Here is a 26,271-nt window from a genome sequence, read left to right as displayed (position 1 = left end):
TACCGATTCCGACACATCTGGCGAAGGACTGGTAGCAGTGAACAAGCGTACTCACGGCGCGACCGTGGCCAACGGCCCGGCACGTCACGTCACGCGAACGACCCGGCCCAACGGTCGTGAACTGGCCGCCGTGTTGTGGCTGGGCCGCCACCCGGGCTTCCCGGCCGTCGCCCTGCTCGGGCTCGGCCTGATCCTCGTCCTCGGCCCACTCTGGTCGACGGTCAGCCTGGCTGTCGGCGGCGCCGGTGTGACGGCGTGGTGGCATGCCCATCCGGCGAGTTTCGACCGGTGGGCGGCTCCGTGGCTGCGGGCGACCTGGCGGCGCTGGACGACCTACCGCGGTGCGCGCTGGACCCGGCTGATGACCGACGTCGGCCTGACCCGCGAGCACCGCCAGACCGGGGAGCACCTCATCCCGCGGGTCCTGCGGGTGCGCTCGTACTCCCCGGTGATCGACACGGTGTTCGTGCGGATGGTCCGCGGCCAGGACGTCACGTTCTGGCAGGAACACGCACCGGTGCTGTACGAAGCGCTGATCGCGCACCGGGTGTCGATCACCCGTCACTCGCCGGGCGTGGTGGCGATCGTCATCGAGTGGGAGTTGCCGTTCACCCGCACCATCCCCGCCCCCGAGATCCCCGCCGACACAGGCGACGTCGACCTGAGCGCGGTCGAGATCGGGGACAACGAGCGCGGGGAACCGTTCACCGCCCCGGTGATCGGAGGGCACCGGCTCGTGGCCGGCGCATCCGGATCGGGCAAGGGCTCACTGCTGTGGTCGACCCTGCGCGGCGTCGGCCCGTGCCTGCGCGACGGCGTGGTGCGGGTCTGGATGATCGACCTCAAGGGCGGAGTGGAGACCGAGCAGGGCGCACCACTGTTCCACCGCTACGCCACCACCGGCGCCCAAGCGTTGGAGCTGCTGACCGAGTTCCGCGACGCGATGCGCGACCGCCAGGACGACATGCGCGATCACGGCATCCGCGCCGCCACCCCCAGCGCCGCGACGCCGGTGGAACTGCTGATCATCGACGAGATGGCGATGCTCACCGCCTACGGTGACCGCTCCCTGGTCCGCGACGCCCTGCGGCTGCTGGCCGAGGTGATGACCCAGGGTCGGGCGTCACTGTTCAGCGTCCACGGCTACCTGCAGGAGCCCTCCAAGGACGTCCTCGACATCCGGGAGCTGTTCACCCAGCGGATCTGCCTCGGCGTCACCAGCGCCAGCCACGTCGACATGGTCCTCGGAGACGGTGCCCGCGACCGGGGTGCCCGCGCGGATGAGATCCCCGCCGACGCCCGCCACGCCGGGATCGGGTTCGTCGTCGACGTCAGCACCCGGCTGCCGGTGCGGTTCCGGGCGGCGTTCGTCTCCGACGACGACATCACCGAACTCGTGCAGCGCTGCACCCCGGCACCGGACGCGACGGTCATCGACCTGCACGACGACGAGGACGGCTCGGATCGGGGGGCCGCGTGATGATCGCGACGACCGGATGGGCACTGCGCACCTGGGCGAAGATCACGCTCCTGCTCGCACTCGCGGTCGGTGGGGTGTGGCTGTGGCTCGGAAGCGACTCGGGATGGTTCTGGATCGCGCTGGCCGGAGCCGGACTCACCGAGTACTACGTGATCCGCCAGCTCGCCCGTGAGTGGTCCTGGGAGGCCCGCGCCACCTGGTGGTGGTCCCCGTGACCGACCTCGTCCAGGACGCGCTGTTCGGTGAGCCCACGCGGGTCGGCACCGACTCCACCGGTCCGGCCACAACCCAGGACCCGAGCGAGGTCGCCCGGATCGTGTCCGCCGCACAGGACCCGGGATTCCTGATCGTCGAGCGGACCGGACGGGTCCTCAAGGCCGACCCCACCCGGCCCGGCTGCGCCGAGGCGGCTGCCCGCCACGACGGGGACACGGTGATCCAACTCCTCGGCTCCGGGCACCTCAAGCTCGGCGGCAACCACCACATCCACTGCGACGGCCACGAGGGCCCGGCCCGCTCGGTGCTGATCCCGAAGGCGACCCGGGACATGGTGCTGCGCTGGTCGCACCTGCGCCCGATCCCGCGACGGAGGACCCCAGTGCGCACGTCATCTCAGCCACCGACGAGCGGCCGGATCAGCGTCGACATCGTCGAGCGAGGCAAGGCCCTGGTCACCTGCGGCACCGGCGGGGACTTCTCCGGAACGATCATCCGCAACGGGCGTAACCGGGGCAGCGGCCGGGCCGACGGCCGCTACACCGTCGAGACCGAGTACGGCGACGACGTCGGACAGGCCGGCTCCTACCGGGCCGGTGCCGTGATGCTCGCCCGCCGCCACGGCTACCGAGCAGGCCCGATCGAGATCGAGCACGAGTACCGGCTCGACGAGCACTGACCCTGTCCCCAGGGGACGGCCCGGCCCCGCCGAGTGAGACCAGCTCCCGGCGGGGCCGGAGCCACCCCCACACCTGCCTGCGGAGACACACCCATGACGCTCACCCACGCCCCCAGCACCCTCGACGAGGACCTGTCCCGGCTCCTGCGCGCCGAGGACTTCCAGGACTGGCGCGCCAAGGTCACCGCCATCGGCGGCTGCACCGTCCCGATCCACCTCACCGGAACCTCGACCATCCACGACCCGACCGGCGCGGTCCTGGCCGAACGCAGCGGCGACATCCTCGCCCCCTGCGGCAACCGCCGCGCCTCGGTCTGCCCAGCCTGCTCGGACCGCTACGCCTCCGACGCCTACCACCTGATCCGCTCCGGCATGTCCGGCGGCAAGGGCGTCCCCGACCACGCCGCCGGGCACCCGCGGGCGTTTGTCACCCTCACCGCGCCCTCCTTCGGGCCGGTCCACACCCGGCGGGTCACCACCCGCGGGCTCGTCGTTCCTTGCCGCTGCGGCGACAAGCACCACCGCGACGACCCCCGCATCGGCTGCGCCCTCGACCCTGAGTCGCACGACTACGTCGGTGCGGTGCTCTGGCAGGCCCACTCCGGGGTCCTCTGGAACCGCTTCGCCATCCGCCTCCGCCGACTGCTCGCCCAGGCACTCGGCGTCCGGGTCCGCGACTTCCGTGACCACGCGCGGCTGTCCTATGCCAAGGTCGCGGAGTATCAGCGCCGCGGGCTCGTCCACTTCCACGCCGTCGTGCGCCTCGACGGGCCCGACGGCCCGTGGACCGCGCCACCGGCCGGGATCACCACCGACGCTCTGAACGCTGCGATCCGGGACGCCGCCCACGACGTGTCGCTGACCGTTGACCGGCCCGATGGCACCCCGCAGACGATCGCGTGGGGCACCCAGGTCGACATCCGCCCCATCACCAGCACGACCACGGTCGCTCTGGAGAACGCCGACGGGGAGATCACTGACGCCGCGCTCGCCGCCTACGTCGCCAAGTACGCCACCAAGGGCACCGGCAAGAGCGAGGCGACCGACCGCCCGATCCGCGACATCGCCCACCTCGACCACCTCGACGTCACCCCGCACCACCGGCGGCTCATCGAGACCGCGTGGGAGCTCGGCGGGCGCGAGGAATACGACGGGCTGAACCTGCGCAGGTGGGCGCACATGCTCGGGTTCCGCGGCCACTTCCTCACCAAATCCCGCGCGTACTCCACGACCTTCGGGGCGATCCGCGGCGACCGGCGCACCTACCGACTCGGGGAGACCCTCGCAGCCCTCGACACCCCGGCCGAGCCCGGCGAGGTCCTGGTGGTCAACGACTGGGCCGTCGTCCACATCGGGCACCGCAACGACGCGGAACGAGAGATCGCACTCGGCATTGCCGAACGACGACGCGAACAGCGCACTACGCGAGAGCGGAAGGAGACGTCATGACCGGGAACTACCTGACCGTCACCGAGGCGGCGGCCTACCTGAACACGTCGGTGCGCTTCGTCCGGCGGCTGATCGCCGAGCGTCGGATCGCCTTCCACCACATGGGCAGGCACGTCCGGCTCCGCGTGACCGACCTGGAGGCCTTCGTCCAGGCCGGACGGATCGAGCCGGTGGACGTCTCCGCCGTGCGTCGACAGCTTCGGAAGGTGAGCTGATGGCACGCGGCAACCGCCCCGGGCACCGCCGCTTCGGCCTGATCAGGAAGCTTCCGTCCGGGCGCTACCAGGCCTCCTACCTCGGCCCCGATGGTCGACGACGAACCGCACCCGACACATTCGCCCGCAAGCGCGAGGCCGAGCAGTGGCTCTCGACGGTCGAGGCCGAGCTGCTGCGTGACGACTGGACCGACCCCGCTCTGGGCAAGATCCCACTGCGCGAGTTCGCCGAGCAGTGGATCACCGAGCACAAGATCAGCCGTAGGACCCGCGAGGAGTACGCCAGCCTCTGGGCCCTGCACCTGGCCACCTACCTCGGCGACTACCCACTCGGCCAGATCAGCACCGACCGCGTCCGGTCCTGGCGGTCCGCGCTCCTGAACGACGGACGTTCGGAGGACCGGACCGCCAAGGCCTACCGGCTCCTGCGCGCCATCCTCAACACCGCCGTCGACGACGGACTGATCAAGCGCAACCCGTGCCGGATCAAGGGCGCGGGCCAGCACCGGACACCGGAGCGACCGACGGCGACGGTCACACAGGTCAACCGGCTCGCTGGGCTGGTGCCTCCGCGCTTCCGGGTCCTCGTTCTCGCGGCCGCGTTCACCGGACTGCGCTGGGGCGAGCTGGTGGCTCTGCGGCGCTGCGACATCGATCTCGACGGCGCAGCGATCCACGTCTACCGGCGCCTGGCCGAGCACAAGAACGGAGAGATCGAAGCAGGGCCCACCAAGTCCGTGGCCGGGGCCCGCACCGTCGCCCTGCCCGACGTGCTGGTGACCGAGCTGCGCGAGCACATCGCCGAGTACGCCGACGAAGGCACGGAGGGCCTGGTGTTCACCGGCGACCGCGACGGCCCGCTACGCCGAGGCAACTTTCACCGCGCGACCGCTTGGACCCGCACGGTCGTCGCGGCCGGCCTTCCGAGCGGCTTCCACTTCCACGACCTGCGCCACACCGGCAACCACCTCGCGGCCACGGCCGGGGCGAGCACCCGGGAGCTGATGCACCGCATGGGCCACGGCTCGATGAGAGCCGCCTTGATCTACCAGCACGCCACCAGCGAACGGGACCGCGCCATCGCGCGCCGCCTCAACGACCTGGTCCAGCACGACGAGCATGGCGACAGCTAATTGCACGCTAATTGCACGCTAACGACGACGGCGCCCCTCCCAAGATCGGGAGTGGGCGCCGTTTCCGCTGGTAGAACCACTTGAGCGGGCGACGGGAATCGAACCCGCGTAGCCAGTTTGGAAGACTGGGGCTCTACCATTGAGCTACGCCCGCGTGCCCGGCCGTCACCGACCGAACGCTGTCCACCCTAGCCCACAACGCCACGATGAACCTCTCCGCCCCCGGCTACGTACACATCGTCGTACCGGACGCGGGGGAGGTTGCGGACACCGATGATGGCGCGCAGACGTGGCTTGCGGGCCGCCGGACGCGAGGGCCCGCCCCCTGCGGAGCCGGCGCTCGACACCGAGACCGGCCTGCGGGCCGCGTACGGCGCCCACGGCGGCGAGCTCTACCGTTTCGCCCTGCGTCAGCTCGGCGACGAGGGCGGTGCGCAGGAGGTCGTCCAGGAGGTCTTCCTGCGGGCCTGGCGACGGGCCGACGCCTACGACCCGTCGGTCGCGAGCCTGCGGGTCTGGCTGTTCGCGATCGCGCGCAACGTCGTCGTCGACGAGCTGCGCAGGCTGACCGTGCGACCCTGGCGGCGCCAGCTCACCGACGCGCCGGAGTCCGGCACGGACACGGTCGGTCCCGCCGACGACACGCTCGTCGACACCTGGCTGGTCGAGGAGGCGTTGCGCCGCCTGCGGCCGGAGCACCGGCAGGCGATCGTCCAGGCGTACCTGCGCGGGCGTCCGCACGCGGAGATCGCGGCCGAGGCCGGGGTCCCGATCGGCACGATCCGCAGCCGGGTGTTCTACGGGCTGAAGGCACTGCGACTGGCGATGGACGAGATGGGGGTGGAACCGTGAATCCGGAGGAACACCGGGTCCTGCGCGAGTCGCTCGGGGACCATGCGATCGGGCGCCTACCCCGGGACGAGGCCGCCACCGTGCAGGCCCATCTCGACGGCTGCGCGGACTGCCGGACCGAGCTGGCCGAAATCACCTCGGTGCTGCCGGCGCTGCGCGGAGTGGATCCCGCGCACCTGGACAGCATGCCGGTACCCCCGTCCGACCTGGGCGAACGAATCCTCGCGGCGGCCCGTGCCGAACCCCGGCGGCGCCCGGCGCCCCGGTGGCTCCCGGTCGCGGCGGCGGCCGCGGTCGCGGTCGTCGTGGGCGGGGTGACGGGATACGCGATCGGGGACCACGACGGCATCCCGCGGGAACCGGTCGCGGTCCGGGCGATGGCACCGGAGATCACGGCGAGCGCGGTCGCGATCCCGCACACCTGGGGCGTCGAGATCGTGCTCGACGCGGACGGCTTCCGGTCCGGTTCGACCTACCGCGTCGTCGTCGAGGCGGACGACGGGCGGGAGGTCGGCGCCGGCGAGTTCGTCGGGACCGGCGCCGACCCGATGACGTGCAACCTCAACTCCTCGGTCCTGCGGGCGGAGGCGTCCGGCTTCCGGGTGCTCGACGCCGGCGGGACGACGGTGCTGCGCGGCGAGCTCTGACGCCGGCTCAGCCGGGACGGGCGTGGATCACCAGGTTGTCGGTGTAGCTGCGCTCGCCCCGGTCGAACTCGCCGGCGCAGGTGACCAGCCGCAGCGCCTCGGTGCCCCCACCGCCGAACACCTCGAAGGTCGGGAACGCGTCCTTCGGGACCTGCTGGGTGCGCTCGACCGCGTACCGGACGCTGCGGCCGTCGTCGTAACCGACCTCGATCTCGTCACCCGGACGTAGATCTCGCAGGTCGAAGAACACCGCGGGACCGCTGCGCGAGTCGACATGTCCCATCAGGACGGTCGGCCCCGGGTTGCCGCGGCGGTCGAACCAGCCGACCTGGCCGTAGTCCTGCGGCACCTCGGCCGAGCCGTCCGCGGCGACACCGAGCCGGACCATCGCGGTCTCCTCGACGCCGATCCCCGGGATGCTGACCGAGGTCGGGACGACGGTCCCGGGCTCCACCGGTTCTCCGGCCGACGGAGGGGGGATCGACGGGGCGGGGGCCGACGGTGTGGGAGCGGCCGGCACCGGCGCCGTCCCGGGACCGCCGGCGCAGCCGACGAGCACCAGAACCAGCACGACGACGCCCGGGAGCAGCAGGGCTCCCGGGCGTCGGAGGTGCGTCCGTCCGGACACCGGCGGCTCAGCCCTGCGCACGGCTCCGGCGGGCGACGACGAGCCCCGCACCGGCCGCGGCGACCAGCCCGGCGGCACCGAGCGCGTAGGCCCCGTTGCCGTCGGAGCCACCGGCGCCGGTCTCGACGCCGCCCATCGGGACCTCCATCAGCTGGCCACGCACCGCGCCGGCCGCGTAGTCGGCGGTGTGGGTGTCACCGAAGAACGCCGACGGGTCGGCCTCGATCTGGGCCAGCGAGAACCCGGTGCCGGTGTCCTGGCCGTCGCGCTCCAGGCCGGTGGTGAACGGGCCCTTCAGGCAGCCCGACGACGTCCGGACGTCACCGTCGCCGGCCGGGTTCGGGAACGCCAGGCGCGGCGGGCCCGCCGCACCGGCGCGGGCCTCGTGGATGTGCGTCGCGGTCTTCGCCGGGCTCTCGTACTCGCCGGTCACGCCGCGCAGCGTGATGTCGTAGCAGACGACCTCGTCGTCGCTGTTGATCCGGAAGTTCATCTCGCCGCTCGCGCCGGGCTGGCCGGGCACCGCTGCGTTGTCGTTGTTGATGATCGTGTCCGGGCTCGCCGACACGGTGTACATGCTGGTGAAGCTGCTCGGCTCCGGGACCTCGGTCTCCTGGGCCATGGCCACACCGGCGGTGGCGACGAAGGTCAGTGCACCGGCAGCGGTGACGGCGGCCAGGCGGGGCAGGGTACGGCGCATCGGTCGTCCTTTCCGAACGAATCATCCTCGATGCCCGTCTCTACGCACGTCGTCCCGATCACGTTCGACGCCGGCCGGACATGATCGGCCGATTCACCCGAACACGTCGCCGACCATCCGCTCCCATGACTCCACGTCACCGGGCGCGGGCAGCCCGAGCTGGCCGAGAAGGAGCAGGCAGCGACCGTCGTCGCCGGTCAGCAGCACGGTCGGCGCCGGGCCGTGCGGACCGTGCACACGGACGACCCGGGCCGCGTCGACGTCGCCCGGGCCGAACGCGTAGCGGGTGGAACCGGACAGCACGCCGACGACGTCGCCGGTCTCGACGTGGTCCACCTGCCCCACCGACGCCTGCAGGCAGCCCCGGTTGGGTACGACCGTCGTGACCGGGACGCCGTGCTCGCAGAGCAGGCACAGCAGCTCGACGACCGGCAGGAACCCGGTGACCCCGGACGACGGCCGGGCGATCCGGTCGAGCAGGGCACCGTCGTCGGCGAGGATCGCGTCGAGCAGGCCGAGCTGGTCGAGGTCGCCGGGTTCCGGCAGGGCGGCCCTGGGACGGATCGGACGGTCGGCACGCGGGGCGAGCGCCATCACGTCGAGCACCATCGGCGCCGTCTCCGACACCAGGTGCGCGCGGTGCACGGCCGCGCCGTCGGCGTCGAACAGCCAGAGGCCGGCGGGTTCGCGGGCCTCGTCGTCGGGATCGGTGCGTACGACGGCGGCGACGGCCGACCGGGACAGCCGCACGGTGACCCGGTCCGGCCGGACGGCGAACGCCTCGCCGGCGAAACTCGGCTCGGCGTACGGGGCGTTGTCGCTGATCAGGGCGCTGCCGTTGGCGGTGGTCGCGATGACCTCGTCGAGCAGCGGGAGGTGCCGGGCGAGGGAGCCGGCGTCCAGGTCGAGCCGGGACCCGACGCGGTGGGCGAGCAACGTCTCGAGCTCGGTGCGGGGCAGGGTCACGGGCGCTCCGATGGATCGGCGAGCACTAGGTTAGGCAAGCCTGACCTTATGGAGCCGGGCGGGGGCGATCAACGGCCCGGGGCTGTCGCGCGGGACACAGGAGCGGGCCGCCCGGCGAGGTCCGGTGTCGTCGCGGCGCAACGGTGGGGCGGGGCTAGACTGCCGACGACGGGGTGTGGCGCAGCTTGGTAGCGCACTCGCTTTGGGAGCGAGGGGCCGTGGGTTCAAATCCCGCCACCCCGACCGAGATATCGACACCTGGTTCACACGGCGCACCCAGGCACGAAGGCGTCTGATAGACGATGGTCGGACAGTTCGCACTCGTTGGCCTGAGCGCGGAACGTCCCCCTGCCGTTCATCGTTTCCTTGAGCAGGTAGCCCGGCGAGTCAGTCTCGGGGCCTAGGGCGTGTCTCCCAGATAGGCGGAGCGGGGTGCGCGATGCTTGATCGGTGCCGCGTACCGCTGTCCTGACTGATGTCCAGTGGGCCCGTCTGGCGCCGCTGTTGCCCTCTTCCGAGGGTCGTCGCGGGTGCCCGTTCCGCGATGACCGCCGGGTGATCGAGGGGATCATCTACCGGTATCGGTGCGGGCTTCCCTGGCGCGACGTCCCAGCCGAGTTCGGGCCGTGGCAGACGTTGTGGAAGCGGCACCGCCGCTACAGCGGCGACGGCACCTGGGACCACATCCTGGCTGCTCTTCTGGTCGAGGCCGACGCCGCCGAGGTGCTCGGGTGGGCGGTCAGCGTGGACTCCACGATCATCCGTGCCCACCAGCACGCCGCGACCCTCAAGCGCGACATAGGGGGCCGGATCGAACTACACGAATCTGCTCGCCGAACCAGCAGATCACGCGCTGGGACGGTCCCGCGGAGGGCTGTCGACGAAGATCCACCAGCTCGTTGACGGGCACGGCCGCCCGCTGGTGGTCCTCCTCGGCCCCGGCCAGGGCGGCGACTCGCCAATGTTTCCGCACCTGATGGCGCGCCTGAGCATCGCCCGACCGGGCCCGGGACGACCCCGGACCCGGCCTGAACGCGTGCGCGCGGACAAGGCCTACTCCTCACGCGCGATCCGCCGGCACCTGCGCGAGCGCCGGATCATCGCTGTCATTCCGGAGCCCTCTGACCAGCAGGGACACCGCAAACGACGGGGCTCACGCGGTGGCCGACCGCCCGCATTCGATCCGGTCGACTACCGAAACCGCAACGTCGTCGAGTGCGGGTTCTGCCACGTCAAGCAGTGGCGCGGGCTGGCCACCCGTTACGACAAGCTCGCCCTGACCTTCCGCGGCGGCGCCGTCCTGAAGGCGATCGTCACCTGGCTCCGCGCATTGGGAGACACACCCTAGGGGAGGGCCCGGAACCGGGCGTCCAGTGCGGCCGTCAGCTGCGCGACCCGGTCCCGGCCGGCCCGCACCGGCGGATATCTCCCGACGATGCGGGCCAGTGCGGGTGCGACGCTCCGGGCCGTCGCGTCGACGAGGGCGTCACCGACGGCCCGGTCGTCACCGGACGCCAGCTCGGCGATCCGGGCGGCCAGGGCGGCCGGACGCAGGACGTGCGCGACCTGGGTCTCCCGGGCGGTCCGTGACGTCCAGCCCGCGACCTGTGCCGGCGGGTGCAGGTACGCCGACGACGCCGCGTCACCGGCGGCCCGGGCCGCGCACCGCGCCGGTTCGCCCGCCGCGGCCGTCGCGGCCCGGTGCGCGTCCAGCGAGGTGACGCGCTGCAGCCGGGACCGGGGCGCGCCGTCGGCGAACAGCCGCGCCGCGTCCAGGGCGGCCCGGGGACGCCCGTCGTCCGGGTGCCCGGTCTCGAACACGGCGAGCAGTGGATCGGCGCACCCGAGCGTGAACCGGGTGACCAGGCGTAGCTCCGCCGTCGTGATCCCGGGGTCGTCCGGCACGTGGTCCTCCTCCCGCGATGGGCTGGCCCCGCCGCGATGACGCGGTGCGGGGCCGCGCCGGTCAGCCGAACCCGGACACCCGCATCGTGATGTTCAGCCGCCCGGCGTCCAGACCGGTCTCCGGCACGTCGGCCGCCGTGTGCTCCAGCAGTCGCGGGACCCCGTGGTAGGCGAGCCTGCTCTCGTCGCCGAAGACGACCAGGTCACCGGAGCGCAGCTCGACGTCGGTCCAGGGGCGGCCCCTGGTGTGCGGGTTGCCGAGCCGGAACAGGCACGGCGCACCCAGCGAGAGCGACACCACCGGGTCCGGTGACCGCTCGTCGGCGTCGCGGTGCATCCCCATCCCGGCGTCCGGGCCGTAGTGGTTGATCAGCGCGATGTCCGGGGCGTAGGCCCGTCCGCGGGCGGGATCGTCGTAGGCGTCGGCGACCGCGGCGCGGCCCAGCCCGGCCAGCCAGTCCGGGAACGCGGCGACCGGCGAGCCGTCCTGGTCGTCGCGGGTACGGGAGTAGCGGTACGGGGTCCAGTGCCAGCCCAGGCAGACCGTGCGCACGCTCATCCGGCCGCCGTTCGGCAGGACGGCGGCGCGGATCCCCGGTCCCTCGCTCGCCCAGCGCCGGCACTGCTCCACCAGCGTGCGCTGCCGGTCGAGCGGCAGCCAGCCCGGTACGTGCACGGCGCCGGGGCCGAGCGGGCGCCGCTCGCGGGGGATCAGTTCGAGGGTCATCGCAGGTCCGGGCCGCCGTGGGGGTCAGGCCGCCGCGGGGCGGCAGGTCAGGCAGGGCCGGTAGCCGGCCCGGCGGGCGTCGTCGAGGCTACCGAAGCCGTGCCGGTGCGCCGGGGTGATGCGGCGGGCGTCGCGGCAGCTCGGGAAGCACACGATCCCGGTCGTGTCGCTGGCCAGGTACCGCACGCCGGCCCGGGCCAGCGTGCCGAGCCCGTCGACGTCGGCACCCTCGGCGCGCAGCATCTCGATCTTGCGCTGCGGGCCGAACATGTACCCGCCGAGTGCGCCGTCGGTGCGCACCACCCGGTGGCAGGGCACGAGCAGCGGCAGCGGGTTGCGCGCCAGGACCGTCCCGACGGCCCGGACCGCCGCCGGGTACCCGGCCTCCCGCGCCACCCAGGCGTACGGCCGGACCTGGCCGTCCGGGATGCGGCGGGTCGCCGTCAGCACCGCGCGCTCGAACGCCGACCCGGACGTCAGGTCCAGGGCGGGCCGGGCACCGGGACGGCCGCGCAGCACGGGCCCGACCCCGGCCGGGACCCGGGCCGCGGGGCGCAGCGGCCGGGCGAACCGCGCCCGGTGCGCGGCCGCGAAGACGCGTTCGTCGGTGCCGTCGGCGGGACGCACGAACTGCGGCCCGTCCGCGGTGAACGCGACCCGGACGTCGCCCAGCCGGCTGGGCGCGACGGCCCAGCGGGCGAACACCCGGTCGTCGAGCCCGGGCGGGGCCGGGACGGCGAGCGCGGCGAGGGCGGTGGTCAGGGGGTCGGTGCTGGTCATCGGATCCTCCCGGCGAGGGGACGGGTGCTGGACGGTGCCGTGTCGAGCACCCGGCGGAGCCGGGCGAGCCCACGCGACACGTGCGACTTCGCGGTGCCCTCCCGGCAGCCGAGCACCTGCGCGACCTCGGCGGTCGGCAGACCCTGCACGTGCCGGAGCACGACGGCGGTCCGCTGCACCTCCGACAGCTCGGCGAGTGCGGCGCCGAGCCGTCGTTGCAGCTCGTCCCGCTCGGTCTGCTCGGCCGGGCCCGGAGCCGTCGCCGCCCGATCGGCGACCGGGACGACCGCCGGCGGCGGCGCCGGCCGCCGGGCGGCGTCACGGGCCCGGTTGCGCGCGGTGTTGCGCAGGACGGTGAGCAGCCACGGCCGGACGGCGAGCGTCTCGGTCCGTGCGGCCGGCCAGCCGGCGAGTGCACGGTAGGCCCGCAGCAGCGCGTCGGCGGCCAGGTCCTCGGCGTCGGCCGGGTCCCGGGCGAAGGTGCGGGCGACCGAGAACATCAGGTCCCGGTGCCGGGCGACGAGCTCGGCGAAGCCGGCGTCGAGATCCCGGGCGAGCGCCAGTGCCAGCGGGTCCGGCTCGGCGACGCTCGTCATCCGGTTCTCCTCAGCGGGCGTTGTGGAAGATGATGCCCAGCACGTGCCGGTTCCCGCTGTGCACCATCGAGACCCCGTGCCGCAGCTGCACCCGGTGGTCACCGCGGGTTCCCCGGCGCGGCCGGGTGCGGACCGGGAAGACGACGGCCTGCCCCTGCTCCGGGCGCAGCACGATCGGGCGGGACTGCTGGCGCGGCCGCTGCTCGACGAACACGCTCTCCCCGCCGGTGAAGTCGACGTCCGGCCGGGACAGCATCACCAGGAACTGCAGCGGGAAGACCAGGTCGCCGTAGACGTCCTGGTGCAGGCAGTTGTAGCCGGACTCGCCGTAGCGCAGCACCAGCGGTGTCGGCCGGGTCTGGCCGAGCTCGGCGCACCGGTCGAGCAGCTCGTCGAGGGTGTCCGGGTACCCGGGTTCCCCGAGCCGCTCGGCCCAGGCGTTCGCGATCCGGGCCAGCGGCGGGTACAGGGTGGTGCGCAACGCCTGCACCAGCGGTGGCAGCGGATCGGCGAAGTAGCGGTAGCTGCCCTCGCCGAACGCGTGCCGGGCCATCCGGACGGTCGAGCGGAACCTCTCGTGCTCGTCGAACATGCCCGCGATCGCGGTGCACCGCTGCGGGTCGAGGATCGGGGGAGTCACGGCGACGCCGTCCTCGTCGAGCCTGCGGGTGAGCGCGGGCCAGTCGAGTGCCCCGAGATCGACGCCGGGGACGTCGGCCGGTGCCGGGCCGGTGATGGTCATGGAGCGCTGCCTCCGGACGGTCGAGGCCCTGGGACGGGCCGTTCAGCCGTCCGAACCCCGCCGGGGCGCCGCGGGTTGCACCGACCGGCCGCCACGGTCCCTCACGACCGGTCGACGGTGCTCCAGCCCGGCCGGCCCACCGCGTCGATGACGCAGAACCGGTTCCCCTCGGGGTCCTCCATGATCACGTAGTCCGCGTCGTCCGGCCGGTTCCGCCAGGGGACGTGCCGGGCGCCGAGCCCGGTCAGCCGGCGCACCTCCGCCTGCTGGTCCTCGGCGTAGAGATCGAGATGGATCCGCGGCGGGAGGACCCGTTCGGACGGCTGCACGTCGAGCGACACGTTCGGGCCGGTGCGGCCCGCCACCGGCCGGAGGAGGACGAAGTCGGCGCCCGCGGGCGGGCGCACCTCGTAGTGCAGGGCGGCCGTCCAGAAGCGGACCTGCCGTTCCAGATCGGTCACACGGATGACGATCGAGCCGACGACGAGCACCGGCGGACCGTAGCGTGTGGCGGCCGGTCCGCCCGGGCCGTCGTCACACGTGCAGTTCCGAGCGCTCGCCGCGGGCGACCTGGGTACGGAACACCGCGTCGTAAGGGCTGCTCGGGTCTTCGTCGAGCGCGTCGACGAAGACGACGACGATGCGGCCCCGCTCCCCGGCCGCGATCCGGTCCGGCATCACCCGCCAGGCGTGCAGGTTCGGGTGCCGGTACATGCGGGCGGCCTCGGCCGGGCAAGGAGATCGACGGCCTCGCGCAGGCGGTCCGCGGTCAGGGGCCCATCCGGGCTTCGTACCGGAGTGCGGAGTCCGGGCGGAGCGGATCCCCCGGGCGCCGTGCTGGACGGAGCAGCGCGTTCCTGCTTGACCCTGACACCGTGACAAGGCCTTGGATCACGGGCGGAGGTGGTCGAGATGACCGACGTGCACGATGGCCCACACCCGGGACCGGCACTGGCGGACCCGGCGGTGTCGGTGCGCCTGAACGCGGCGCTCGCCGCGGGGACGCGCCCCGACCCGGCGAACGTCGAGATGCTGGTCCGGCGGTGCGCCGTCGAACCCGACTTCTACGTCCGCGACATGCTGACCTGGGCGCTGACCCGGCATGATGCCGCGGTGACGGTGGACCTCCTGCTGGCCGAGCTCGGCTCCGAGGTCGCGCAGGGCCGGAGCCAGGCGCTGCACACGCTGTCGAAGATCGGCGACCCCCGGGCGTGGCCCGCGATCAGCACCGCGCTGCTGCAGGACGCGGACGACGAGGTGGCCCGCACCGCGTGGCGTACGGCGGCCGGTCTGGTCCCGGAGGGAGCCGAGAGCGGGCTGGCGGCGACCCTGGCGACGCAGTTCGGCCGGGGTGGCCGGGAGCTGCAGAGGAGCCTGAGCCGCGCCTTCGCGGTGCTGGGAGAAGCGGCCGAGCCCGCCGTCGCCCGGGCCGCGACCGCGTCCGATCCCGACGTTCGGGCGCACGCGGTCGCCACCGAGCGGGTCATGGCCGATCCCGACGAGGCGTTCGACGGCGCGATGGACGAGGCCCGCCGGATCGTCGCGCTCCGCGGGGCGCCGCTCGGCGAGGGAGCGACGATGTGCTGATCGGCGAGGTGTCCCGGCGGTCCGGGATCAGCGCCCGCATGCTGCGTCACTACGACGCGATCGGGCTGGTGCGCCCGTCCGGGCGCACCCTCGGCGGCTACCGGGAGTACTCCGAGGCCGACGTCCGCCGGTTGTTCCACGTGGAGGGCCTGCGCGCGCTGGGCATGGGCCTGCCCGACGTCGCGGAGGCCCTGGGCGATCTCTCGTTCGACCCGACCGCGCTGGTCGAGCGGCTCGTCGCCCGTACCCGGGACCGGATCGCCCGGGACGAGGAGCTGCTGCGCAGGCTCGGACGGGTCCGGGGGAGCGACCCGGCCGACTGGACGGACGTGCTCCGGACGACCGGGCTCCTGCGCGGACTGGAGGCGGCGGACCCCTCGGCCCGGCAGCGGCTCGCCCTGTCGCTCACCGGCGGGGCGACGCGGGACGCCGAGTTGCTCGCCGAGGCCACGCTGTCCGAGCCCGACCCGGTCGTCGCCGGGGCACTGGACTGGGCCGTCGCCCGGGCCGGCGACGACGCGGTCGCGGTGCTGGCCGACGCGCTCGACGCACCGGACGCCGACCGTCGGCACCGTGCGCTGACCGCGCTGCTGAAGATCGGGTCGCCCCGGGCCCTGTCGGTGCTGGCCGAGGCGTTCCGGCACGCCGATCCACTGGTGGCGCGGCGCGCGACCCTCGTGCGCGGCACGCTCGGTCTGCCGGACACGGTGGCCGCGCTCGTCGACATGGTCGTCGACGGTCCCGACGACGTGGAGGCCGCGGAGGTGCTGGGGACACTGGCGTCGACGCAGCACCGGGGCGCCGAGGTCGCCGCGGCGATCGCGGAGGCGCTGACCGGCGCCGAGGTGTCGGTCAGGCTGCGGCTGACGACGGCGCTCGCCGAGGTTCCCGGGCCGGAGGCCGACGCCGTCCTGACCGATCTGGTGGCCGACGCCGACCGGAGGGTGGCGCTCACCGCGGGACAGTTGCTGCGGGTGCGCCCGGACGGGGGCTGAGCGCGGCGCCGATCACGGGCACCCGATCGCCCGGCGCGACCCCGGACCGCTCGACGACGCCGACGCGCAGACCCAGCGCATCCCGGTGCACCGGCCGCGATGACGGCCCGGACGATCGTCGGCCCTGTCGTCAGAGCACGGTGGTCGGTGGCGGCATGCGATCACGACGGAACGGCCGGCCGTGGGAGGAACAGCCGACCGCTGCCCCCGGTGGCTCCGGGCGTCGTCCGCCACCGGCTCCGGCTGTCCTGGCGGTGCGGTCTCGTGCAGGCTGGACCGGAAGGGGCGGCGGGTCGCGCCGACCGTCGTCGGACACCCGGCCGGTGCGGCGGCGCCGGGATCGAGGAGGACATCCGCACCGTGGCCCCGACCATCGAGGCGGACGGCGTCGTCCCCGCGGACCGGTGCACCGAGCTGATCCGGATCGGGGCGGACGCGGTGTCCCGCGGGCTCGTCCTCGCCAGCGGCGGCAACCTGTCGGTCCGGCTCGGCGCGGACCGCTATCTCGTCACGTGTGCGGGAACCTGGCTCGACCGGCTGGGCGTGGACGACTTCTGCGTCGTCGACGGCCACGGCCGGGTGCGGGCCGGGACCGGGCGGCCGTCGAGCGAGTGGCGGCTGCACACCCGCACCTACGAGGCCCGTGCGGACGTCCAGGCCGTGATCCACCTGCACCCGCAGGCGTCGTTGCTGGTGGACGCGCTGGGGGAGGAGATCCGGCTGGTCACGATGGACCACGCCCACTACGTGCGGCGGATCGCCCGCACCGCGTTCCACCCGAACGGCAGCGACGCGCTGGCCGACTCCGCGGCGGCCGCCGTCGCCGACGCGGACTGCGTCCTCATGGCCCACCACGGCAGCTCCTGCGTCGGTGCGGACCCGGCGTCGGCCTACCGGCGTGCGCTGAACCTGGAGCAGGCGGCGGAGATGACCTACCGGCTGCTCGCCGTCGGGAACCGGACGGCCACGTTCCCGCCGGAGGAGCTACCGGGGCTGCACCACGGGTGAGCGGTCAGCTCCCGGCCGAGGCGTGCCGGCGGACCAGCTCGGCCGGCAGCCGGGCCAGGCACTGCTCCACCGCCGTCAGCATCAGCGGGAGCGCGCGCCGGTGTTCGTCGAGGTCCACCGAGGACAGGACGTCCTCTCCGCCGCACAGCGCGAGCAACGCCGGCAGGTCGCGCAGGCGGTCCTCGATCCAGCGCCGCGGATCGTCGGTGATCGCCCGCTCGAACTCCCGGCCGCCGACGTCGGTGGCCGAGAAGGTGGGGTGGTGGTGGAAGCAGCCCTCGCCCGGCCGGTCGAGGTTCAGGAACAGGTCGGCGCGCCACAGCCCGTCCGGCCGGACCGGGCTGACCGTGCACCCCGCGGCACCGGCCCGGTGCGCCGTGCCCTCCACCTGCGTGACCCGGCGCAACTCGACCCGGGCGCCGCCGTCGCCGAACCCGGGCTCCTCCCAGTACCGGATCTGGATGGCGAGCCGTCCGTTGACGAACAGGTACTTCACCGCGGGTCTCCGATCCGGGAGTGGACTCGATGGACTGCGACCTCCACTGTGCGAAGCGGACGCGCGCCCGGTCAACCCCGGTACGGCGAACAGGGCCTCACCCGGCGGTGACCTCGGCCAGCCCGTCGACGACGGCGTCGGTGAAGCTCGTCGTGCCGCCGTGGCCGGTGTCGTCGAGCACCTGCAGGCGGCTGGTCGCCCAGCGCCGGTGCAGCCGCCAGGCGGTGTCCAGCGGCCCGCCGACGTCGAGCCGTCCGTGGATCAGCACGCCGGGAATCCCGTCGAGGCCGGGTGCGTCGCGCAGCAGCCGTCCGTCCGGCTGGAAGGCGGCGTGCCGGAAGTAGTGCGTGACGGTGCGGGCGAACAGGTAGCGGAAGTCCGGGTCCCGGAAGCGGTCCTGCTGCCGGTGGCCGGGATCGAGGGACACGATCGCGTCCTCCCACCGGCACCACTCGCGGGCCGCGTGCTCCCGGACGCCCGGGTCCGGATCGGCGAGCATCTCGGCGTAGGCGTCGACGAGCCGTCGCCCGCGGAGCCGCTCGGGGACGGCGCCGGCGAACCGCTCCCACTCCTGCGGGAAGAACCGCCCCACGTCCTCGGTGAGCCACGCGACCTCCCGGGCCGTCGTCGTCGTGACGGCGGCGAGGACCATGCCGTCGACCCGCTCGCGGTGGGCCTGGGCGTAGGACAGGGCCAGCGTGCTGCCCCAGGAGACGCCCAGGACGGTCCAGGCGGCGAACCCGTGCAGCTCCCGCAGTCTCTCCAGGTCGGCGACCAGGTCCCGGGTGGTGTGCCCGTCGAGCCCGACGGTCGGGTCCCCCAGCGACGGCCGGCTCCGGCCGCACCCGCGCTGGTCGAGCAGCACGACGTCGGACGACTCCGGGTCGAAGTACCGGCGGGCACCGGCGCCCGCGCCGCTGCCGGGCCCGCCGTGCAGGTACAGGGCGGGCCGCGCGCCCCGGGTTCCGCAGCGCTCCCAGTACACGTGGTGGCCGCCCCCCACGTCGAGCAGACCGCAGTCGAACGGTTCGGTCGGGGGGAACAGGGGCACGCTGACTCCCGGGCGGTGCGACGAGGGCCGCCCAGCCTAGCCGGATGATGGCGACACCCGGTCGCGAGCGCGTCAGGGTCTGGCAGCCGGCTCAGAACACCGCCGACGGCCAGCACCCGCGGCCCGCCGATCTGGCCCCGGGCCGGGTGGGGATCGGCCTGGCGTGGGTCGCGGTGGCCGTCGGGCAGCGCGTCTCCCGGCGCCCGCAGGGGCCGGGAACCGGCGTCGTGACCGGTTCCGCCGCGGGCGCGCGCTAACCTCACCCGGTCGGAGGGGGAGCGGGTGCGGCGAGTCGCGCAGTGGTCGGCCGTGGTCGCGGTCGGGCTCCTCGCCGTGCTCGCGATGGGCCTCACCTCGTGCGCGACGGTCGGCCCCACTGCCCAGGCGTCCGCCGCGGAGCGCGCGCACGGGTGCCACGGCGCCCCGGTGGAGCACGCTGCGGCCGGGCGGCTGTCGACCGCGGCCCCCACGGTCGGGCACCCGGCCCCGGTGGTGCTGCCGGACCGTCCGGCCGGTGCTGCGACCGCGGCGCCGCGGATGTGCGTGACCGACCGGGCGCCGCCCCTCCTGTCCCGGCACACCGCCGCCGACCTGCAGGTCTTCCGGATCTAGACGTGCTCGCCGGGCCCTCGTGCGCCCGGCCCGCCGCACATCACCCTGCCCGGGCCCGGCATCGTGCCGCGACGGCCCGGCACGCGATCCGAGAGGCCGTCATGACCCGCTCCACCCGACGCCGCGGCGTACCGTCCACCGCTCCCCGCACGGGCCTGTCCAACCTGACGTTCTCGCTGGTCATCGTCGCCGTGTTCGTCGTGGCGGTCGGCGCTCTGCTCGTCATCGGCCGCTCCGGCGACGAGGACGTCTCCGACCCCGGCCGGGCGGCGGCGGTCGCGGTCCGGGCCGACAGCCACCGGCTGTCCTCGGCGCCCGGCGCGACCGTCGACTTCGTCGAGTTCCTCGACTTCGAGTGCGAGGCCTGCGGCGCGGTGTACCCGGTGATCGAGCAGCTCCGCGAGCAGTACGGAGACCGCGTCAACTTCGTGATCCGGTACTTCCCCGGGCCGAGCCACGCCAACGCCGAGCGCGCCGCCCGCGCGGTGGAGGCCGCGGCCCAGCAGGGCCGGCTGGAGCCGATGTACCAGCGCATGTTCGAGACCCAGTCCGAGTGGGGCGAGCAGCAGGTCCCGATGGACGAGCGGTTCCGTGGCTACGCCCGGGACCTGGGCCTCGACCTGGCCCGGTACGACGCGGCGTACGCGGCGCCCGAGACCGGGCAGCGGATCGACGCCGACCGCCGCGACGGTTACGCGCTGGGTGTGCAGGGCACGCCGACGTTCTTCGTCGACGGCGAGCGGCTGCAGCCGGAGACGGTCGACGACCCGCGCCGGGCCCTCGACGAGGCACTCGCCGAGGGCTGATCCGACCGTCTGCCGGTCACCCCACGGCGTGCGGTGTGGCCGGTGGGGTGCGCCCGACGCGCTCCGCGGGCGGCGCGGTGCCGAAGCGTGCCGCCCGCAGCGCGTTGAGGATGACCAGCACCTCCGCGGTCTCGTGGACCAGCACGACGGTCGCCAGGCCGAGCACGCCCACGACGGCCAGCGGGACCAGGATCGCGATGACGGCCAGGGACAGCGCGACGTTCTGCAGCATGATCCGCCGGCAGCGCCGGGCGTGCGCCAGCGCCCGGGGCAGCTGCCGCAGGTCCTCACCCATGAGCGCGACGTCGGCGGTCTCCACGGCGACGTCGCTCCCCATGGCCCCATCGCGACGCCGACGTCGGCGGTGGCGAGCGCCGGTGCGTCGTTGATGCCGTCGCCGACCATCGCGACCGCCCGGCGCCGACCGGCGGCCCCGCCCCGGCCGAGCGCGGTGACCAGCGCGGCCTTGTCCGCCGGGCGTAGCTCGGCGTGGACGTCGTCGACACCGGCCCGGACCGCGACGGCCGCCGCGGTCGCCCGGTTGTCCCCGGTGAGCATCGCGACGCCGAGGCCGAGCGCCCGCAACCGCGTGACCGCCGCGGCCGCCTCGGGACGCAGCTCGTCCCGGACGGCGAGCGCACCGAGCGGCACGTCGTCGCGCTCGAGCAGGACGACGGTCGCCCCGGCGGCCTGCCACCGTGCCACCCCGGTGGCGAACGGACCGGGGTCGATCCAGCCGGGCCGTCCGAGCCGCAGCGTGCCGCCGTCGAGCACGCCGGTGACGCCGTGTCCGGGCACCGTCGTGACCTCGGCGATCCGGACGTCCGGCCGGTCCGCCGCGCCGGCCGCGGCGAGGACCGCCCGGGCCAGCGGATGCTCGCTGCGCCGTTCCAGCCCGGCGGCGAGGGTCAGCACCACACCGGGCTCGCCGAGCACCTCGACGACCTCCGGACGGTTGCGGGTCATGGTGCCGGTCTTGTCCAGCGCCACCACCCGGACCCGGCCGAGCTCCTCCAGCGCCGCACCGCCCTTGACGAGGATCCCGTTGCGGCTCGCCGCCCCGACCGCGGCGACCACGGTCAGCGGCACCGCCAGCGCCAGCGCGCAGGGGGCGGCCGCGACCAGCACGACCAGCGCCCGCTCCAGCCAGGTCACCGGGTCGTCGCCGAGCAGTGTCCCGAGCACGGCGACCAGACCGGCCAGGACCATGATCGCCGGGACGAGCGGCCGGGCTATCCGGTCGGCGAGCCGCTGCCCGGAGCCCTTGCGCTCCTGCGCCTGCTCCACGAGGTGCACGACCCTGGCCAGCGAGCTGTCCGCGACCGGGACGGTCACCTCCACCTCGATCGCGGATCCCCCGTTGATCGCACCGGCGAACACCGCGTCCCCGGGACCGGCGTCCACCGGGACGGACTCGCCGGTCACCGCGGCGAGATCGAGCCCGGTCCGGCCGGAGCGGATCACCCCGTCGGTGGGTGCCCGCTCGCCCGGGCGCAGGACGAGGACGTCACCGGGGCGCAGCTCCCCGGGCGGCACCGGGGTCTCCCGCCCCGCGCGCAGCACCGACGCCGTCCGCGGCACCAGGTCCAGCAGGGCGCGCAGGCCGCGCCGGGTACGCGCGACCGCGTGCTGCTCCAGCCCCTCGGCGATCGAGAACAGCACGCCCAGCAGGGCGGCCTCGGAGAAGCGGCCGAGCGCGACCGCGCCGACGGCGGCGATCGTCATGAGCAGCCCGACGCCGACCCGCCCGCGGAGTGCCGCACGGACCGCCGACGGCACGAACGCCGAGCCGGCCACCACCGCGGCGACGAGCTCCGTCGCGGCGACCGCGAGGGCCGGGGCTCCCGCGGACCCGGCGACGAGCGCGCCGGCGAGCAGGACCGCCGCCACCGCTGCGAGCCGGAGTTCACGGACCCGGTGCAGCCGGACCGGCTCCGGCGCCTCCGGTTCCTCCGGGGCGTCCGCGCCCGGTGCCGGGGCGCAGCAGGCGTCAGCCACGGCCGGTACCCGGCACGCGCTCCGCGGCGGGCCGGTCGTCGGTGCCGAGCAGCACCGTCAGCACGGCGCGACCGTGCCCGGTGAGCCGGTACATCACCATCCGCCCGTCCCGGCGGGCGGCGACGACGCCGGCCGTGCGCAGCCGTCGTGCGTGGTGGGAGACCAGCGCCTGGGACGCGCCGGACACCCACGCGAGATCGCAGACGCACAGCTCGGTACCGGCCAGCAGCGCCGCCGCCACGCGCAGCCGGGTGGGGTCGCCCAGCCCGCGGGCGACACCGGCGGCCGGTTCGAGAAGGTCGAGGGCCGGGAGCGTGGCCCGGATCCGCTCGGCCTCCGGGAGGTCGAGGCACAACAGGTCGCAGGTGTCGTCGGCCATCCAAATAAACTAACGACTGTTTTAATGGCTGTCGAGGCGGCCGGACGCTTGACCCTCGGGTTGCCCGAGACCCGAGGATCGTCCGCGTGACCGAACCAGACCTGATGTCCATCGGCGTGTTCGCCCGCCGCTGCGGGCTCACGCCCGGCGCCCTGCGGTTCTACGACGACGCCGGTCTGCTCCCTCCGGCGTGGGTCGACCCGGCGTCGGGCTACCGGTACTACCGCGCCGACCAGGAGGAGCGGGCGGTCGCGGTACGCCGGCTCCGCGAGATCGGGATGCCGCTCGTCCGGGTCGGCACGGTGCTCGACGCCGACCCGGACGAGGCGGTCCGGTCGATCGACGAGCACGTCGCCCGGGCCGCGGCCGGGATCGCCGAGGCCCGGCGCACGGCCGCCGCGCTGCGGTCGAGCCTCGGCGCGTCCCCCGGCCGGACCGTGGCCGAGCTGCGGAGCCCGGTGCTGGCCGACGCCATGGAGCAGGTGCTCGCCGCGACGGTGCACGATCCGCAGATCCCGGTGCTCGCCGGTGTCCGGGTCGAGATCGATCCCGCGTCGGTGACGCTGATCGGGACCGACCGCTACCGGCTCGCCACCCGCACGCTGGTCCCGATCCGGACCGGCGACGTCCCGTGGTCGGGCACCCTCGACGGCGACCAGCTCCGGGACGTGCTCGCCGCGGTGCGCCGGACCGCCGACGTGCGGATCGAGGCGACACCGCACGCGGTCCTGTTCCGGCCGGCCGCCGACGCCCGCCCGGTGGGCCTGGTGCCGGGGGAGTACCCGGACCACCGGGCCATGCTCGCCGCGCTGGGCGAGGTCGTCACGCGGGTGACGGTGTCGCGGGCCGCGCTGCTCGCGGCCCTGGAGCAGCGGTCCGGATCGCTGGTCCGCCTGGCGGCCGGCGCCGCCGCGGTCACGGTGACCGGGGGCCGTGCCGAGGGCCCGGGTGCGCCCGTGGTCGCCGCCGGGGTCGCGGGTCCCGACCTGTCCGCGGCGTTCGACCTCCGCTCGCTGTACCCGGCGGTCAGTGCCGCGACCGGTCCCGACCTGCTGCTCGACCTGCGCGGACCGGACGTCCCGATGACCGTCCGGTCGGCCGACGGCGGCGACCTCAGCACGGTCGTCATGCCGCTGGATCCTGCCGGCGACGACGGGACGGAGCCACGGTGAGCACCGGCGACCCGACGCCGACGGCCGACGGTCCTGCCGGTGTGCCCCGGAGGGCGGTGATCCTGCCCCGGACATGATCGGAGCGGATCGTCTTCATCACATATGAGGATCGCCGTCCGGTTCGACCCGTTCGCCGATTAGCCTCGTCCGCCCGTGGGCCGACGCCCGCGGTGTCGACGATCGGCAGGACGGCGAGAACGAGATGCACGAGTGCGGCCGGGGGCGGCGGCTCCCCGCGGTGGGCGCCGGACAGCTCGGGCGCCTGCGCCGGGCCCGCGCGGTGGTGCCCGGCGGCGGGCCCGCCGCCGCGCCGACGATCCTCCGGCGCGCCGACGGTCGCCTGGTCCGGCGCACTGTGGACCGGCACGGGCGGGTCGGGTACCGGGTGCTCGGCACGCCGGAGGCCTGAGCCCGCGGGCCGGTCCGGCTACGCGTCGCCCGCCCGGTCCGCCGTCCGGTCGTCGGTGCTGCCGTCGGCCCGGTCCAGGCGGGCCCGGCGCTCCTGCTCGCGACGGCTGTACGCGGCCTGGCGGACCGCACCGTCGTCGGCGAACCCGGATCCCAGCGCCCCGGCGACCGTGCCCATCGACGTCGACAGCCAGGCGATCATCACGTAGTCGTCGAACCCGGACTCCCGCATCAGCGTCGTACCGAGGTAGTGCGGTGGCACCACCAGCACCACGGTCACCAGGCTGATGACGAACAGCAGCGCGAACATGATCACGACGCCGACGGCGACGGTCAGCACCGTCGAGGCGTTGGACAGCAGCATCTCCTCGCGCAGCGACCGGTTGCGGCGGGACTCCCACAGTCCGTTGTCCAGGATGAGCCACGCGGTCATCGCGACCAGGGCCACGGCCATGACGGTGATCTGCCGCCCGACCCCCAGCGCCGTCGCGAGCTGCCAGATGTTGGAGTAGAAGATCCCGAACGCGGCACCGGCCGCGGCCGCGGCGATCGCCGGGGACAGGCTCGGGACCAGCCGCCACGGCCGGTTCGCGCGGACCATCCCGGACAGCAGCCGCAGCCGTCCGCGCCGTCCGGTGAGCGCCAACCGGACGTCCACCCCGTCCTCGACGCCCGCGCTGCCGGCGTCGTCGTCGCGTCGCCGGTGCCGGGATCGAGCCGGGTCAGCGCCCCGGCCCGCCCCGCCCGGGTGCTCCCGCCGACCGGCACCCGGTCCTCGGAGGGGAACAGGTGCCGGGTCACGAGCCGGAGCACCGTGTCGCGGCAGCGCCGGTACTGGTCGAGCGCCCCGAGCGCGGGCAGCGAGACCAGGCCGATCCGGTCGCCGGTCCCGCCGTCGGCGACCACCGGCTCCGCCCCGGCCCGCCGGGGCAGATCGGTGAGCAGGACGACGACGTCGCCACCGGTCCGCTCCCGCACCCGGGCACCGATCTGCAGTACGGGCAGCGTCCCGTCCTCGTCGAGCGCGATCGGTTCGTCGGCGACCCGCACCTCCCAGGTGCCGTCGCCGGCGCGGTCCAGGGCGGAGGGCAGCTCGCGGGCGAGCCGCCCGGCCAGCTCGGTGGGCAGGCCGGGATCGGCGACGAGATCGACGACGGTGGGACGGGACGGTGCACTCACGGCGAGGCACGGTAGATCGGGGTGGCCGGGCCCGCACCCCGGGGTGCCCGTCGCGGAGTGGACCGGCCGCGCCGGGGTAGTCCCGCCGGCATGACCGATGACGTCGCGGACCCGATGGAGCACGAGTTCGACACCGTCGCCGGATGGCTCCGCGGTGCCGTGGACCGGCTCGGCGCCGGGTACGCGATCCCGGCCGCGTGCCGGGGCAGCGGTGGTCCCGCCGCGCTCGACCGGCTCGCCGGTGCGTGCGGGATCCGGCCGGGCACCCGGCTCGCCGACGTCGGAGCGGGCGCCGGCGGTCCCGCCGCCTACCTGCGCGAGCGGTTCGGTGCCCGGCCGGTCGTCGTGGACCCGATGCCGGACGCCTGCCGGTCGGCGCGGTCGTTGTTCGGACTCCCTGCGATCGTCGGGAGCGGGCACCGGGTCCCCCTGGCGACCGGCTCCGTCGCGGTGTGCTGGTGTCTCGGCGTGCTGTGCGCGGTCCCGGACCGGGCGGGCGTGCTCGCCGAGCTGCACCGGGTGCTGGAACCGGGCGGGGCGCTGGGGCTGCTGGTGTTCACCGCGCCGGTGCCACGGCCCGCGGGCACGCCGGACGGCAACCACTTCCCCTCGGTCGAGGAGCTGCACGACCTGGTGCGGACGGCCGGGTTCACCGGCCTGACGACGACGCCGACGATCGGGCTCCCGCCCGCGCCGGCCGGGTGGGCGGCCCGCGTCGACCGGGTCGACGAGGTCCTCGCCGAGGAGCACGGCGACGATCCCCGGTTCCGCGCGGCGCAGGACCAGTCCGACCGGCTGGCCCGGCTGCTCGCCGACGGGACCGTGGCCGGGGTGCTGCTGCACGCGACGGCGGGGTGATCCCGGG

Annotated in this window: 32 protein-coding genes, 2 tRNA genes and 2 pseudogenes; 20 read left to right on the top strand and 16 right to left on the bottom strand. The window is 74.6% G+C overall.

The features are described 5' to 3' along the window. Positions 1 to 37 precede the first annotated feature (37 nt). From AFB00_RS03715 to AFB00_RS03690, 6 genes are all read left to right on the top strand, one after another. Positions 38 to 1,480, top strand: coding sequence for an FtsK/SpoIIIE domain-containing protein (locus tag AFB00_RS03715; RefSeq protein WP_068796045.1), 1,443 nt, complete (start codon positions 38 to 40; stop codon positions 1,478 to 1,480). After that, positions 1,480 to 1,695, top strand: a complete 216-nt coding sequence (locus AFB00_RS03710; RefSeq protein ID WP_083275955.1) for a hypothetical protein — start codon at positions 1,480 to 1,482, stop codon at positions 1,693 to 1,695. Before AFB00_RS03715 ends, AFB00_RS03710 begins: the two co-directional genes overlap by 1 nt. Next, on the top strand, positions 1,692 to 2,375 hold the full coding sequence (locus AFB00_RS03705) for a hypothetical protein (protein WP_231974206.1): 684 nt from the start codon (positions 1,692 to 1,694) through the stop codon (positions 2,373 to 2,375). The genes AFB00_RS03710 and AFB00_RS03705 overlap by 4 nt, the downstream gene beginning before the upstream one ends. A gap of 93 nt (positions 2,376 to 2,468) precedes the next feature. Further along, positions 2,469 to 3,824: a replication initiator gene (locus AFB00_RS03700; protein ID WP_068796042.1), complete on the top strand. Its 1,356-nt coding sequence runs from the start codon at positions 2,469 to 2,471 to the stop codon at positions 3,822 to 3,824. Next, complete coding sequence (locus AFB00_RS03695; RefSeq protein ID WP_068796041.1) at positions 3,821 to 4,039, top strand: helix-turn-helix domain-containing protein; 219 nt, start codon at positions 3,821 to 3,823, stop codon at positions 4,037 to 4,039. The genes AFB00_RS03700 and AFB00_RS03695 overlap by 4 nt, the downstream gene beginning before the upstream one ends. Further along, on the top strand, positions 4,039 to 5,172 hold the full coding sequence (locus tag AFB00_RS03690) for a tyrosine-type recombinase/integrase (protein WP_068796040.1): 1,134 nt from the start codon (positions 4,039 to 4,041) through the stop codon (positions 5,170 to 5,172). Before AFB00_RS03695 ends, AFB00_RS03690 begins: the two co-directional genes overlap by 1 nt. Before the next feature lie 83 nt (positions 5,173 to 5,255). On the opposite strand, the gene AFB00_RS03685 is transcribed toward AFB00_RS03690, so the two are convergent. After that, positions 5,256 to 5,326, bottom strand: a tRNA-Gly gene (locus AFB00_RS03685). 122 nt (positions 5,327 to 5,448) lie between these two features. Between AFB00_RS03685 and AFB00_RS03680 the strand changes: the two genes are divergently transcribed. Next, on the top strand, positions 5,449 to 6,024 hold the full coding sequence (locus tag AFB00_RS03680) for a sigma-70 family RNA polymerase sigma factor (protein ID WP_083275954.1): 576 nt from the start codon (positions 5,449 to 5,451) through the stop codon (positions 6,022 to 6,024). Beyond that, on the top strand, positions 6,021 to 6,671 hold the full coding sequence (locus tag AFB00_RS03675; protein WP_068796038.1) for an anti-sigma factor family protein: 651 nt from the start codon (positions 6,021 to 6,023) through the stop codon (positions 6,669 to 6,671). Before AFB00_RS03680 ends, AFB00_RS03675 begins: the two co-directional genes overlap by 4 nt. 7 nt (positions 6,672 to 6,678) lie before the next feature. Here the strand turns inward: AFB00_RS03675 and AFB00_RS03670 are convergent, their stop codons facing one another. The 3 genes from AFB00_RS03670 to AFB00_RS03660 form a co-directional block, all read right to left on the bottom strand. Continuing rightward, a complete protein-coding gene (locus AFB00_RS03670; RefSeq protein ID WP_083275953.1) occupies positions 6,679 to 7,299 on the bottom strand; it encodes a class F sortase in 621 nt (206 codons plus the stop codon). Positions 7,300 to 7,306: 7 nt separating this feature from the next. Next, entirely contained in the window at positions 7,307 to 7,999 is a 693-nt protein-coding gene (locus tag AFB00_RS03665) for a CHRD domain-containing protein (RefSeq protein WP_068796037.1), read from the bottom strand. Positions 8,000 to 8,092: 93 nt separating this feature from the next. Beyond that, a complete protein-coding gene (locus AFB00_RS03660; protein ID WP_068796036.1) occupies positions 8,093 to 8,965 on the bottom strand; it encodes a hypothetical protein in 873 nt (290 codons plus the stop codon). 169 nt (positions 8,966 to 9,134) lie between these two features. Here AFB00_RS03660 and AFB00_RS03655 point away from each other — a divergent pair. Both AFB00_RS03655 and AFB00_RS31290 read left to right on the top strand, forming a co-directional pair. Continuing rightward, positions 9,135 to 9,208: transfer RNA gene (locus AFB00_RS03655), tRNA-Pro, on the top strand. Positions 9,209 to 9,415: 207 nt separating this feature from the next. Next, a pseudogene (locus AFB00_RS31290) lies at positions 9,416 to 10,313 on the top strand (IS5 family transposase). Here the strand turns inward: AFB00_RS31290 and AFB00_RS03640 are convergent. The 7 genes from AFB00_RS03640 to AFB00_RS03610 form a co-directional block, all read right to left on the bottom strand. After that, positions 10,310 to 10,870, bottom strand: a complete 561-nt coding sequence (locus AFB00_RS03640) for a putative immunity protein (RefSeq protein WP_068796035.1) — start codon at positions 10,868 to 10,870, stop codon at positions 10,310 to 10,312. The pseudogene AFB00_RS31290 and the gene AFB00_RS03640 sit on opposite strands and share 4 nt — an antisense overlap. Positions 10,871 to 10,931: 61 nt before the next feature. Continuing rightward, on the bottom strand, positions 10,932 to 11,597 hold the full coding sequence (locus AFB00_RS03635; protein ID WP_068796034.1) for an alpha-ketoglutarate-dependent dioxygenase AlkB family protein: 666 nt from the start codon (positions 11,595 to 11,597) through the stop codon (positions 10,932 to 10,934). 24 nt (positions 11,598 to 11,621) lie between these two features. Further along, the gene (locus AFB00_RS03630; protein WP_068796033.1) at positions 11,622 to 12,377 is read right to left on the bottom strand and encodes a methylated-DNA--[protein]-cysteine S-methyltransferase; all 756 of its coding nucleotides are present in this window, start codon (positions 12,375 to 12,377) and stop codon (positions 11,622 to 11,624) included. After that, a complete protein-coding gene (locus AFB00_RS03625; protein WP_068796032.1) occupies positions 12,374 to 12,973 on the bottom strand; it encodes an RNA polymerase sigma factor in 600 nt (199 codons plus the stop codon). The genes AFB00_RS03630 and AFB00_RS03625 overlap by 4 nt, the downstream gene beginning before the upstream one ends. A 10-nt stretch (positions 12,974 to 12,983) precedes the next feature. Continuing rightward, positions 12,984 to 13,715, bottom strand: a complete 732-nt coding sequence (locus AFB00_RS03620) for a 2OG-Fe(II) oxygenase (protein WP_068796031.1) — start codon at positions 13,713 to 13,715, stop codon at positions 12,984 to 12,986. A gap of 101 nt (positions 13,716 to 13,816) precedes the next feature. Continuing rightward, the gene (locus tag AFB00_RS03615) at positions 13,817 to 14,206 is read right to left on the bottom strand and encodes a VOC family protein (RefSeq protein WP_068796030.1); all 390 of its coding nucleotides are present in this window, start codon (positions 14,204 to 14,206) and stop codon (positions 13,817 to 13,819) included. Positions 14,207 to 14,249: 43 nt separating this feature from the next. Then, entirely contained in the window at positions 14,250 to 14,429 is a 180-nt protein-coding gene (locus AFB00_RS03610; protein ID WP_068796029.1) for a hypothetical protein, read from the bottom strand. A gap of 198 nt (positions 14,430 to 14,627) precedes the next feature. Between AFB00_RS03610 and AFB00_RS03605 the strand changes: the two genes are divergently transcribed. The 3 genes from AFB00_RS03605 to AFB00_RS03595 all read left to right on the top strand — a co-directional run bounded on the left by AFB00_RS03605 (position 14,628) and on the right by AFB00_RS03595 (position 17,305). After that, a complete protein-coding gene (locus tag AFB00_RS03605; protein ID WP_068799981.1) occupies positions 14,628 to 15,302 on the top strand; it encodes a HEAT repeat domain-containing protein in 675 nt (224 codons plus the stop codon). Beyond that, positions 15,296 to 16,297, top strand: a complete 1,002-nt coding sequence (locus AFB00_RS03600; protein WP_068796028.1) for a MerR family DNA-binding transcriptional regulator — start codon at positions 15,296 to 15,298, stop codon at positions 16,295 to 16,297. Before AFB00_RS03605 ends, AFB00_RS03600 begins: the two co-directional genes overlap by 7 nt. Positions 16,298 to 16,657: 360 nt before the next feature. Then, positions 16,658 to 17,305: a class II aldolase/adducin family protein gene (locus AFB00_RS03595; protein ID WP_231974205.1), complete on the top strand. Its 648-nt coding sequence runs from the start codon at positions 16,658 to 16,660 to the stop codon at positions 17,303 to 17,305. 4 nt (positions 17,306 to 17,309) lie between these two features. Here the strand turns inward: AFB00_RS03595 and AFB00_RS03590 are convergent, their stop codons facing one another. Together AFB00_RS03590 and pip are read right to left on the bottom strand one after the other, a co-directional pair. Beyond that, complete coding sequence (locus tag AFB00_RS03590) at positions 17,310 to 17,801, bottom strand: hypothetical protein (RefSeq protein WP_068796027.1); 492 nt, start codon at positions 17,799 to 17,801, stop codon at positions 17,310 to 17,312. A gap of 97 nt (positions 17,802 to 17,898) precedes the next feature. Beyond that, positions 17,899 to 18,852: a prolyl aminopeptidase gene (gene pip, locus AFB00_RS03585; protein WP_156819356.1), complete on the bottom strand. Its 954-nt coding sequence runs from the start codon at positions 18,850 to 18,852 to the stop codon at positions 17,899 to 17,901. Between the two features lie 44 nt (positions 18,853 to 18,896). Between pip and AFB00_RS03580 the strand changes: the two genes are divergently transcribed. The 3 genes from AFB00_RS03580 (at position 18,897) to AFB00_RS31285 (ending at position 20,270) form a co-directional block, all read left to right on the top strand. Further along, entirely contained in the window at positions 18,897 to 19,109 is a 213-nt protein-coding gene (locus AFB00_RS03580; RefSeq protein ID WP_068796026.1) for a hypothetical protein, read from the top strand. 25 nt (positions 19,110 to 19,134) lie between these two features. Then, complete coding sequence (locus AFB00_RS03575) at positions 19,135 to 19,464, top strand: hypothetical protein (RefSeq protein ID WP_068796025.1); 330 nt, start codon at positions 19,135 to 19,137, stop codon at positions 19,462 to 19,464. A 101-nt stretch (positions 19,465 to 19,565) separates the two neighbouring features. Beyond that, positions 19,566 to 20,270: a DsbA family protein gene (locus tag AFB00_RS31285; protein ID WP_083275240.1), complete on the top strand. Its 705-nt coding sequence runs from the start codon at positions 19,566 to 19,568 to the stop codon at positions 20,268 to 20,270. Between the two features lie 16 nt (positions 20,271 to 20,286). Here AFB00_RS31285 and AFB00_RS03570 read toward each other — a convergent pair. Both AFB00_RS03570 and AFB00_RS03565 read right to left on the bottom strand, forming a co-directional pair. Then, positions 20,287 to 22,268: pseudogene (locus AFB00_RS03570) on the bottom strand (heavy metal translocating P-type ATPase). Beyond that, the gene (locus tag AFB00_RS03565; protein ID WP_068796023.1) at positions 22,261 to 22,647 is read right to left on the bottom strand and encodes an ArsR/SmtB family transcription factor; all 387 of its coding nucleotides are present in this window, start codon (positions 22,645 to 22,647) and stop codon (positions 22,261 to 22,263) included. The pseudogene AFB00_RS03570 and the gene AFB00_RS03565 overlap by 8 nt, the downstream one beginning before the upstream one ends. Positions 22,648 to 22,733: 86 nt before the next feature. On the opposite strand from AFB00_RS03565, the gene AFB00_RS03560 reads away from it, so the two are divergent. After that, on the top strand, positions 22,734 to 23,819 hold the full coding sequence (locus AFB00_RS03560) for a DNA polymerase III subunit beta family protein (protein ID WP_068796022.1): 1,086 nt from the start codon (positions 22,734 to 22,736) through the stop codon (positions 23,817 to 23,819). A gap of 202 nt (positions 23,820 to 24,021) precedes the next feature. Then, on the top strand, positions 24,022 to 24,228 hold the full coding sequence (locus AFB00_RS03555) for a hypothetical protein (protein WP_068796021.1): 207 nt from the start codon (positions 24,022 to 24,024) through the stop codon (positions 24,226 to 24,228). Between the two features lie 18 nt (positions 24,229 to 24,246). Here AFB00_RS03555 and AFB00_RS31280 read toward each other — a convergent pair whose 3' ends face one another. After that, the gene (locus tag AFB00_RS31280) at positions 24,247 to 24,885 is read right to left on the bottom strand and encodes a hypothetical protein (protein ID WP_083275239.1); all 639 of its coding nucleotides are present in this window, start codon (positions 24,883 to 24,885) and stop codon (positions 24,247 to 24,249) included. Between the two features lie 131 nt (positions 24,886 to 25,016). Here AFB00_RS31280 and AFB00_RS31275 point away from each other — a divergent pair, with 131 nt between their 5' ends. Both AFB00_RS31275 and AFB00_RS03545 read left to right on the top strand, forming a co-directional pair. Beyond that, the gene (locus AFB00_RS31275; RefSeq protein ID WP_083275238.1) at positions 25,017 to 25,421 is read left to right on the top strand and encodes a hypothetical protein; all 405 of its coding nucleotides are present in this window, start codon (positions 25,017 to 25,019) and stop codon (positions 25,419 to 25,421) included. A 75-nt stretch (positions 25,422 to 25,496) separates the two neighbouring features. After that, positions 25,497 to 26,264 (top strand): class I SAM-dependent methyltransferase, encoded by a 768-nt coding sequence (locus AFB00_RS03545; RefSeq protein WP_083275237.1) that lies wholly within the window; start codon positions 25,497 to 25,499, stop codon positions 26,262 to 26,264. Positions 26,265 to 26,271: the final 7 nt, after the last annotated feature.

The organism is Pseudonocardia sp. HH130630-07 (genome assembly GCF_001698125.1).
Taxonomy (GTDB): Bacteria; Actinomycetota; Actinomycetes; order Mycobacteriales; family Pseudonocardiaceae; genus Pseudonocardia.
Note: the sequence above shows the minus strand (reverse complement) of the source record. Positions and strands in the feature narration are given on the sequence as shown.

Excerpts from the sequence above, each read along its gene's own strand:
- AFB00_RS03610 (WP_068796029.1), bottom strand. The coding sequence starts at position 14,429 with ATGTACCGGCACCCGAACCTGCACGCCTGGCGGGTGATGCCGGACCGG.
- AFB00_RS03555 (WP_068796021.1), top strand. The coding sequence starts at position 24,022 with ATGCACGAGTGCGGCCGGGGGCGGCGGCTCCCCGCGGTGGGCGCCGGA.
- AFB00_RS03625 (WP_068796032.1), bottom strand. The coding sequence starts at position 12,973 with ATGACGAGCGTCGCCGAGCCGGACCCGCTGGCACTGGCGCTCGCCCGG.
- AFB00_RS03605 (WP_068799981.1), top strand. The coding sequence starts at position 14,628 with ATGACCGACGTGCACGATGGCCCACACCCGGGACCGGCACTGGCGGAC.
- AFB00_RS03580 (WP_068796026.1), top strand. The coding sequence starts at position 18,897 with ATGATGGCGACACCCGGTCGCGAGCGCGTCAGGGTCTGGCAGCCGGCT.
- AFB00_RS03630 (WP_068796033.1), bottom strand. The coding sequence starts at position 12,377 with ATGACCAGCACCGACCCCCTGACCACCGCCCTCGCCGCGCTCGCCGTC.
- AFB00_RS03680 (WP_083275954.1), top strand. The coding sequence starts at position 5,449 with ATGGCGCGCAGACGTGGCTTGCGGGCCGCCGGACGCGAGGGCCCGCCC.
- AFB00_RS31285 (WP_083275240.1), top strand. The coding sequence starts at position 19,566 with ATGACCCGCTCCACCCGACGCCGCGGCGTACCGTCCACCGCTCCCCGC.
- AFB00_RS03690 (WP_068796040.1), top strand. The coding sequence starts at position 4,039 with ATGGCACGCGGCAACCGCCCCGGGCACCGCCGCTTCGGCCTGATCAGG.
- AFB00_RS03635 (WP_068796034.1), bottom strand. The coding sequence starts at position 11,597 with ATGACCCTCGAACTGATCCCCCGCGAGCGGCGCCCGCTCGGCCCCGGC.
- AFB00_RS03565 (WP_068796023.1), bottom strand. The coding sequence starts at position 22,647 with ATGGCCGACGACACCTGCGACCTGTTGTGCCTCGACCTCCCGGAGGCC.
- AFB00_RS03545 (WP_083275237.1), top strand. The coding sequence starts at position 25,497 with ATGACCGATGACGTCGCGGACCCGATGGAGCACGAGTTCGACACCGTC.
- AFB00_RS03700 (WP_068796042.1), top strand. The coding sequence starts at position 2,469 with ATGACGCTCACCCACGCCCCCAGCACCCTCGACGAGGACCTGTCCCGG.
- AFB00_RS03620 (WP_068796031.1), bottom strand. The coding sequence starts at position 13,715 with ATGACCATCACCGGCCCGGCACCGGCCGACGTCCCCGGCGTCGATCTC.
- AFB00_RS03665 (WP_068796037.1), bottom strand. The coding sequence starts at position 7,999 with ATGCGCCGTACCCTGCCCCGCCTGGCCGCCGTCACCGCTGCCGGTGCA.
- AFB00_RS03710 (WP_083275955.1), top strand. The coding sequence starts at position 1,480 with ATGATCGCGACGACCGGATGGGCACTGCGCACCTGGGCGAAGATCACG.
- AFB00_RS03695 (WP_068796041.1), top strand. The coding sequence starts at position 3,821 with ATGACCGGGAACTACCTGACCGTCACCGAGGCGGCGGCCTACCTGAAC.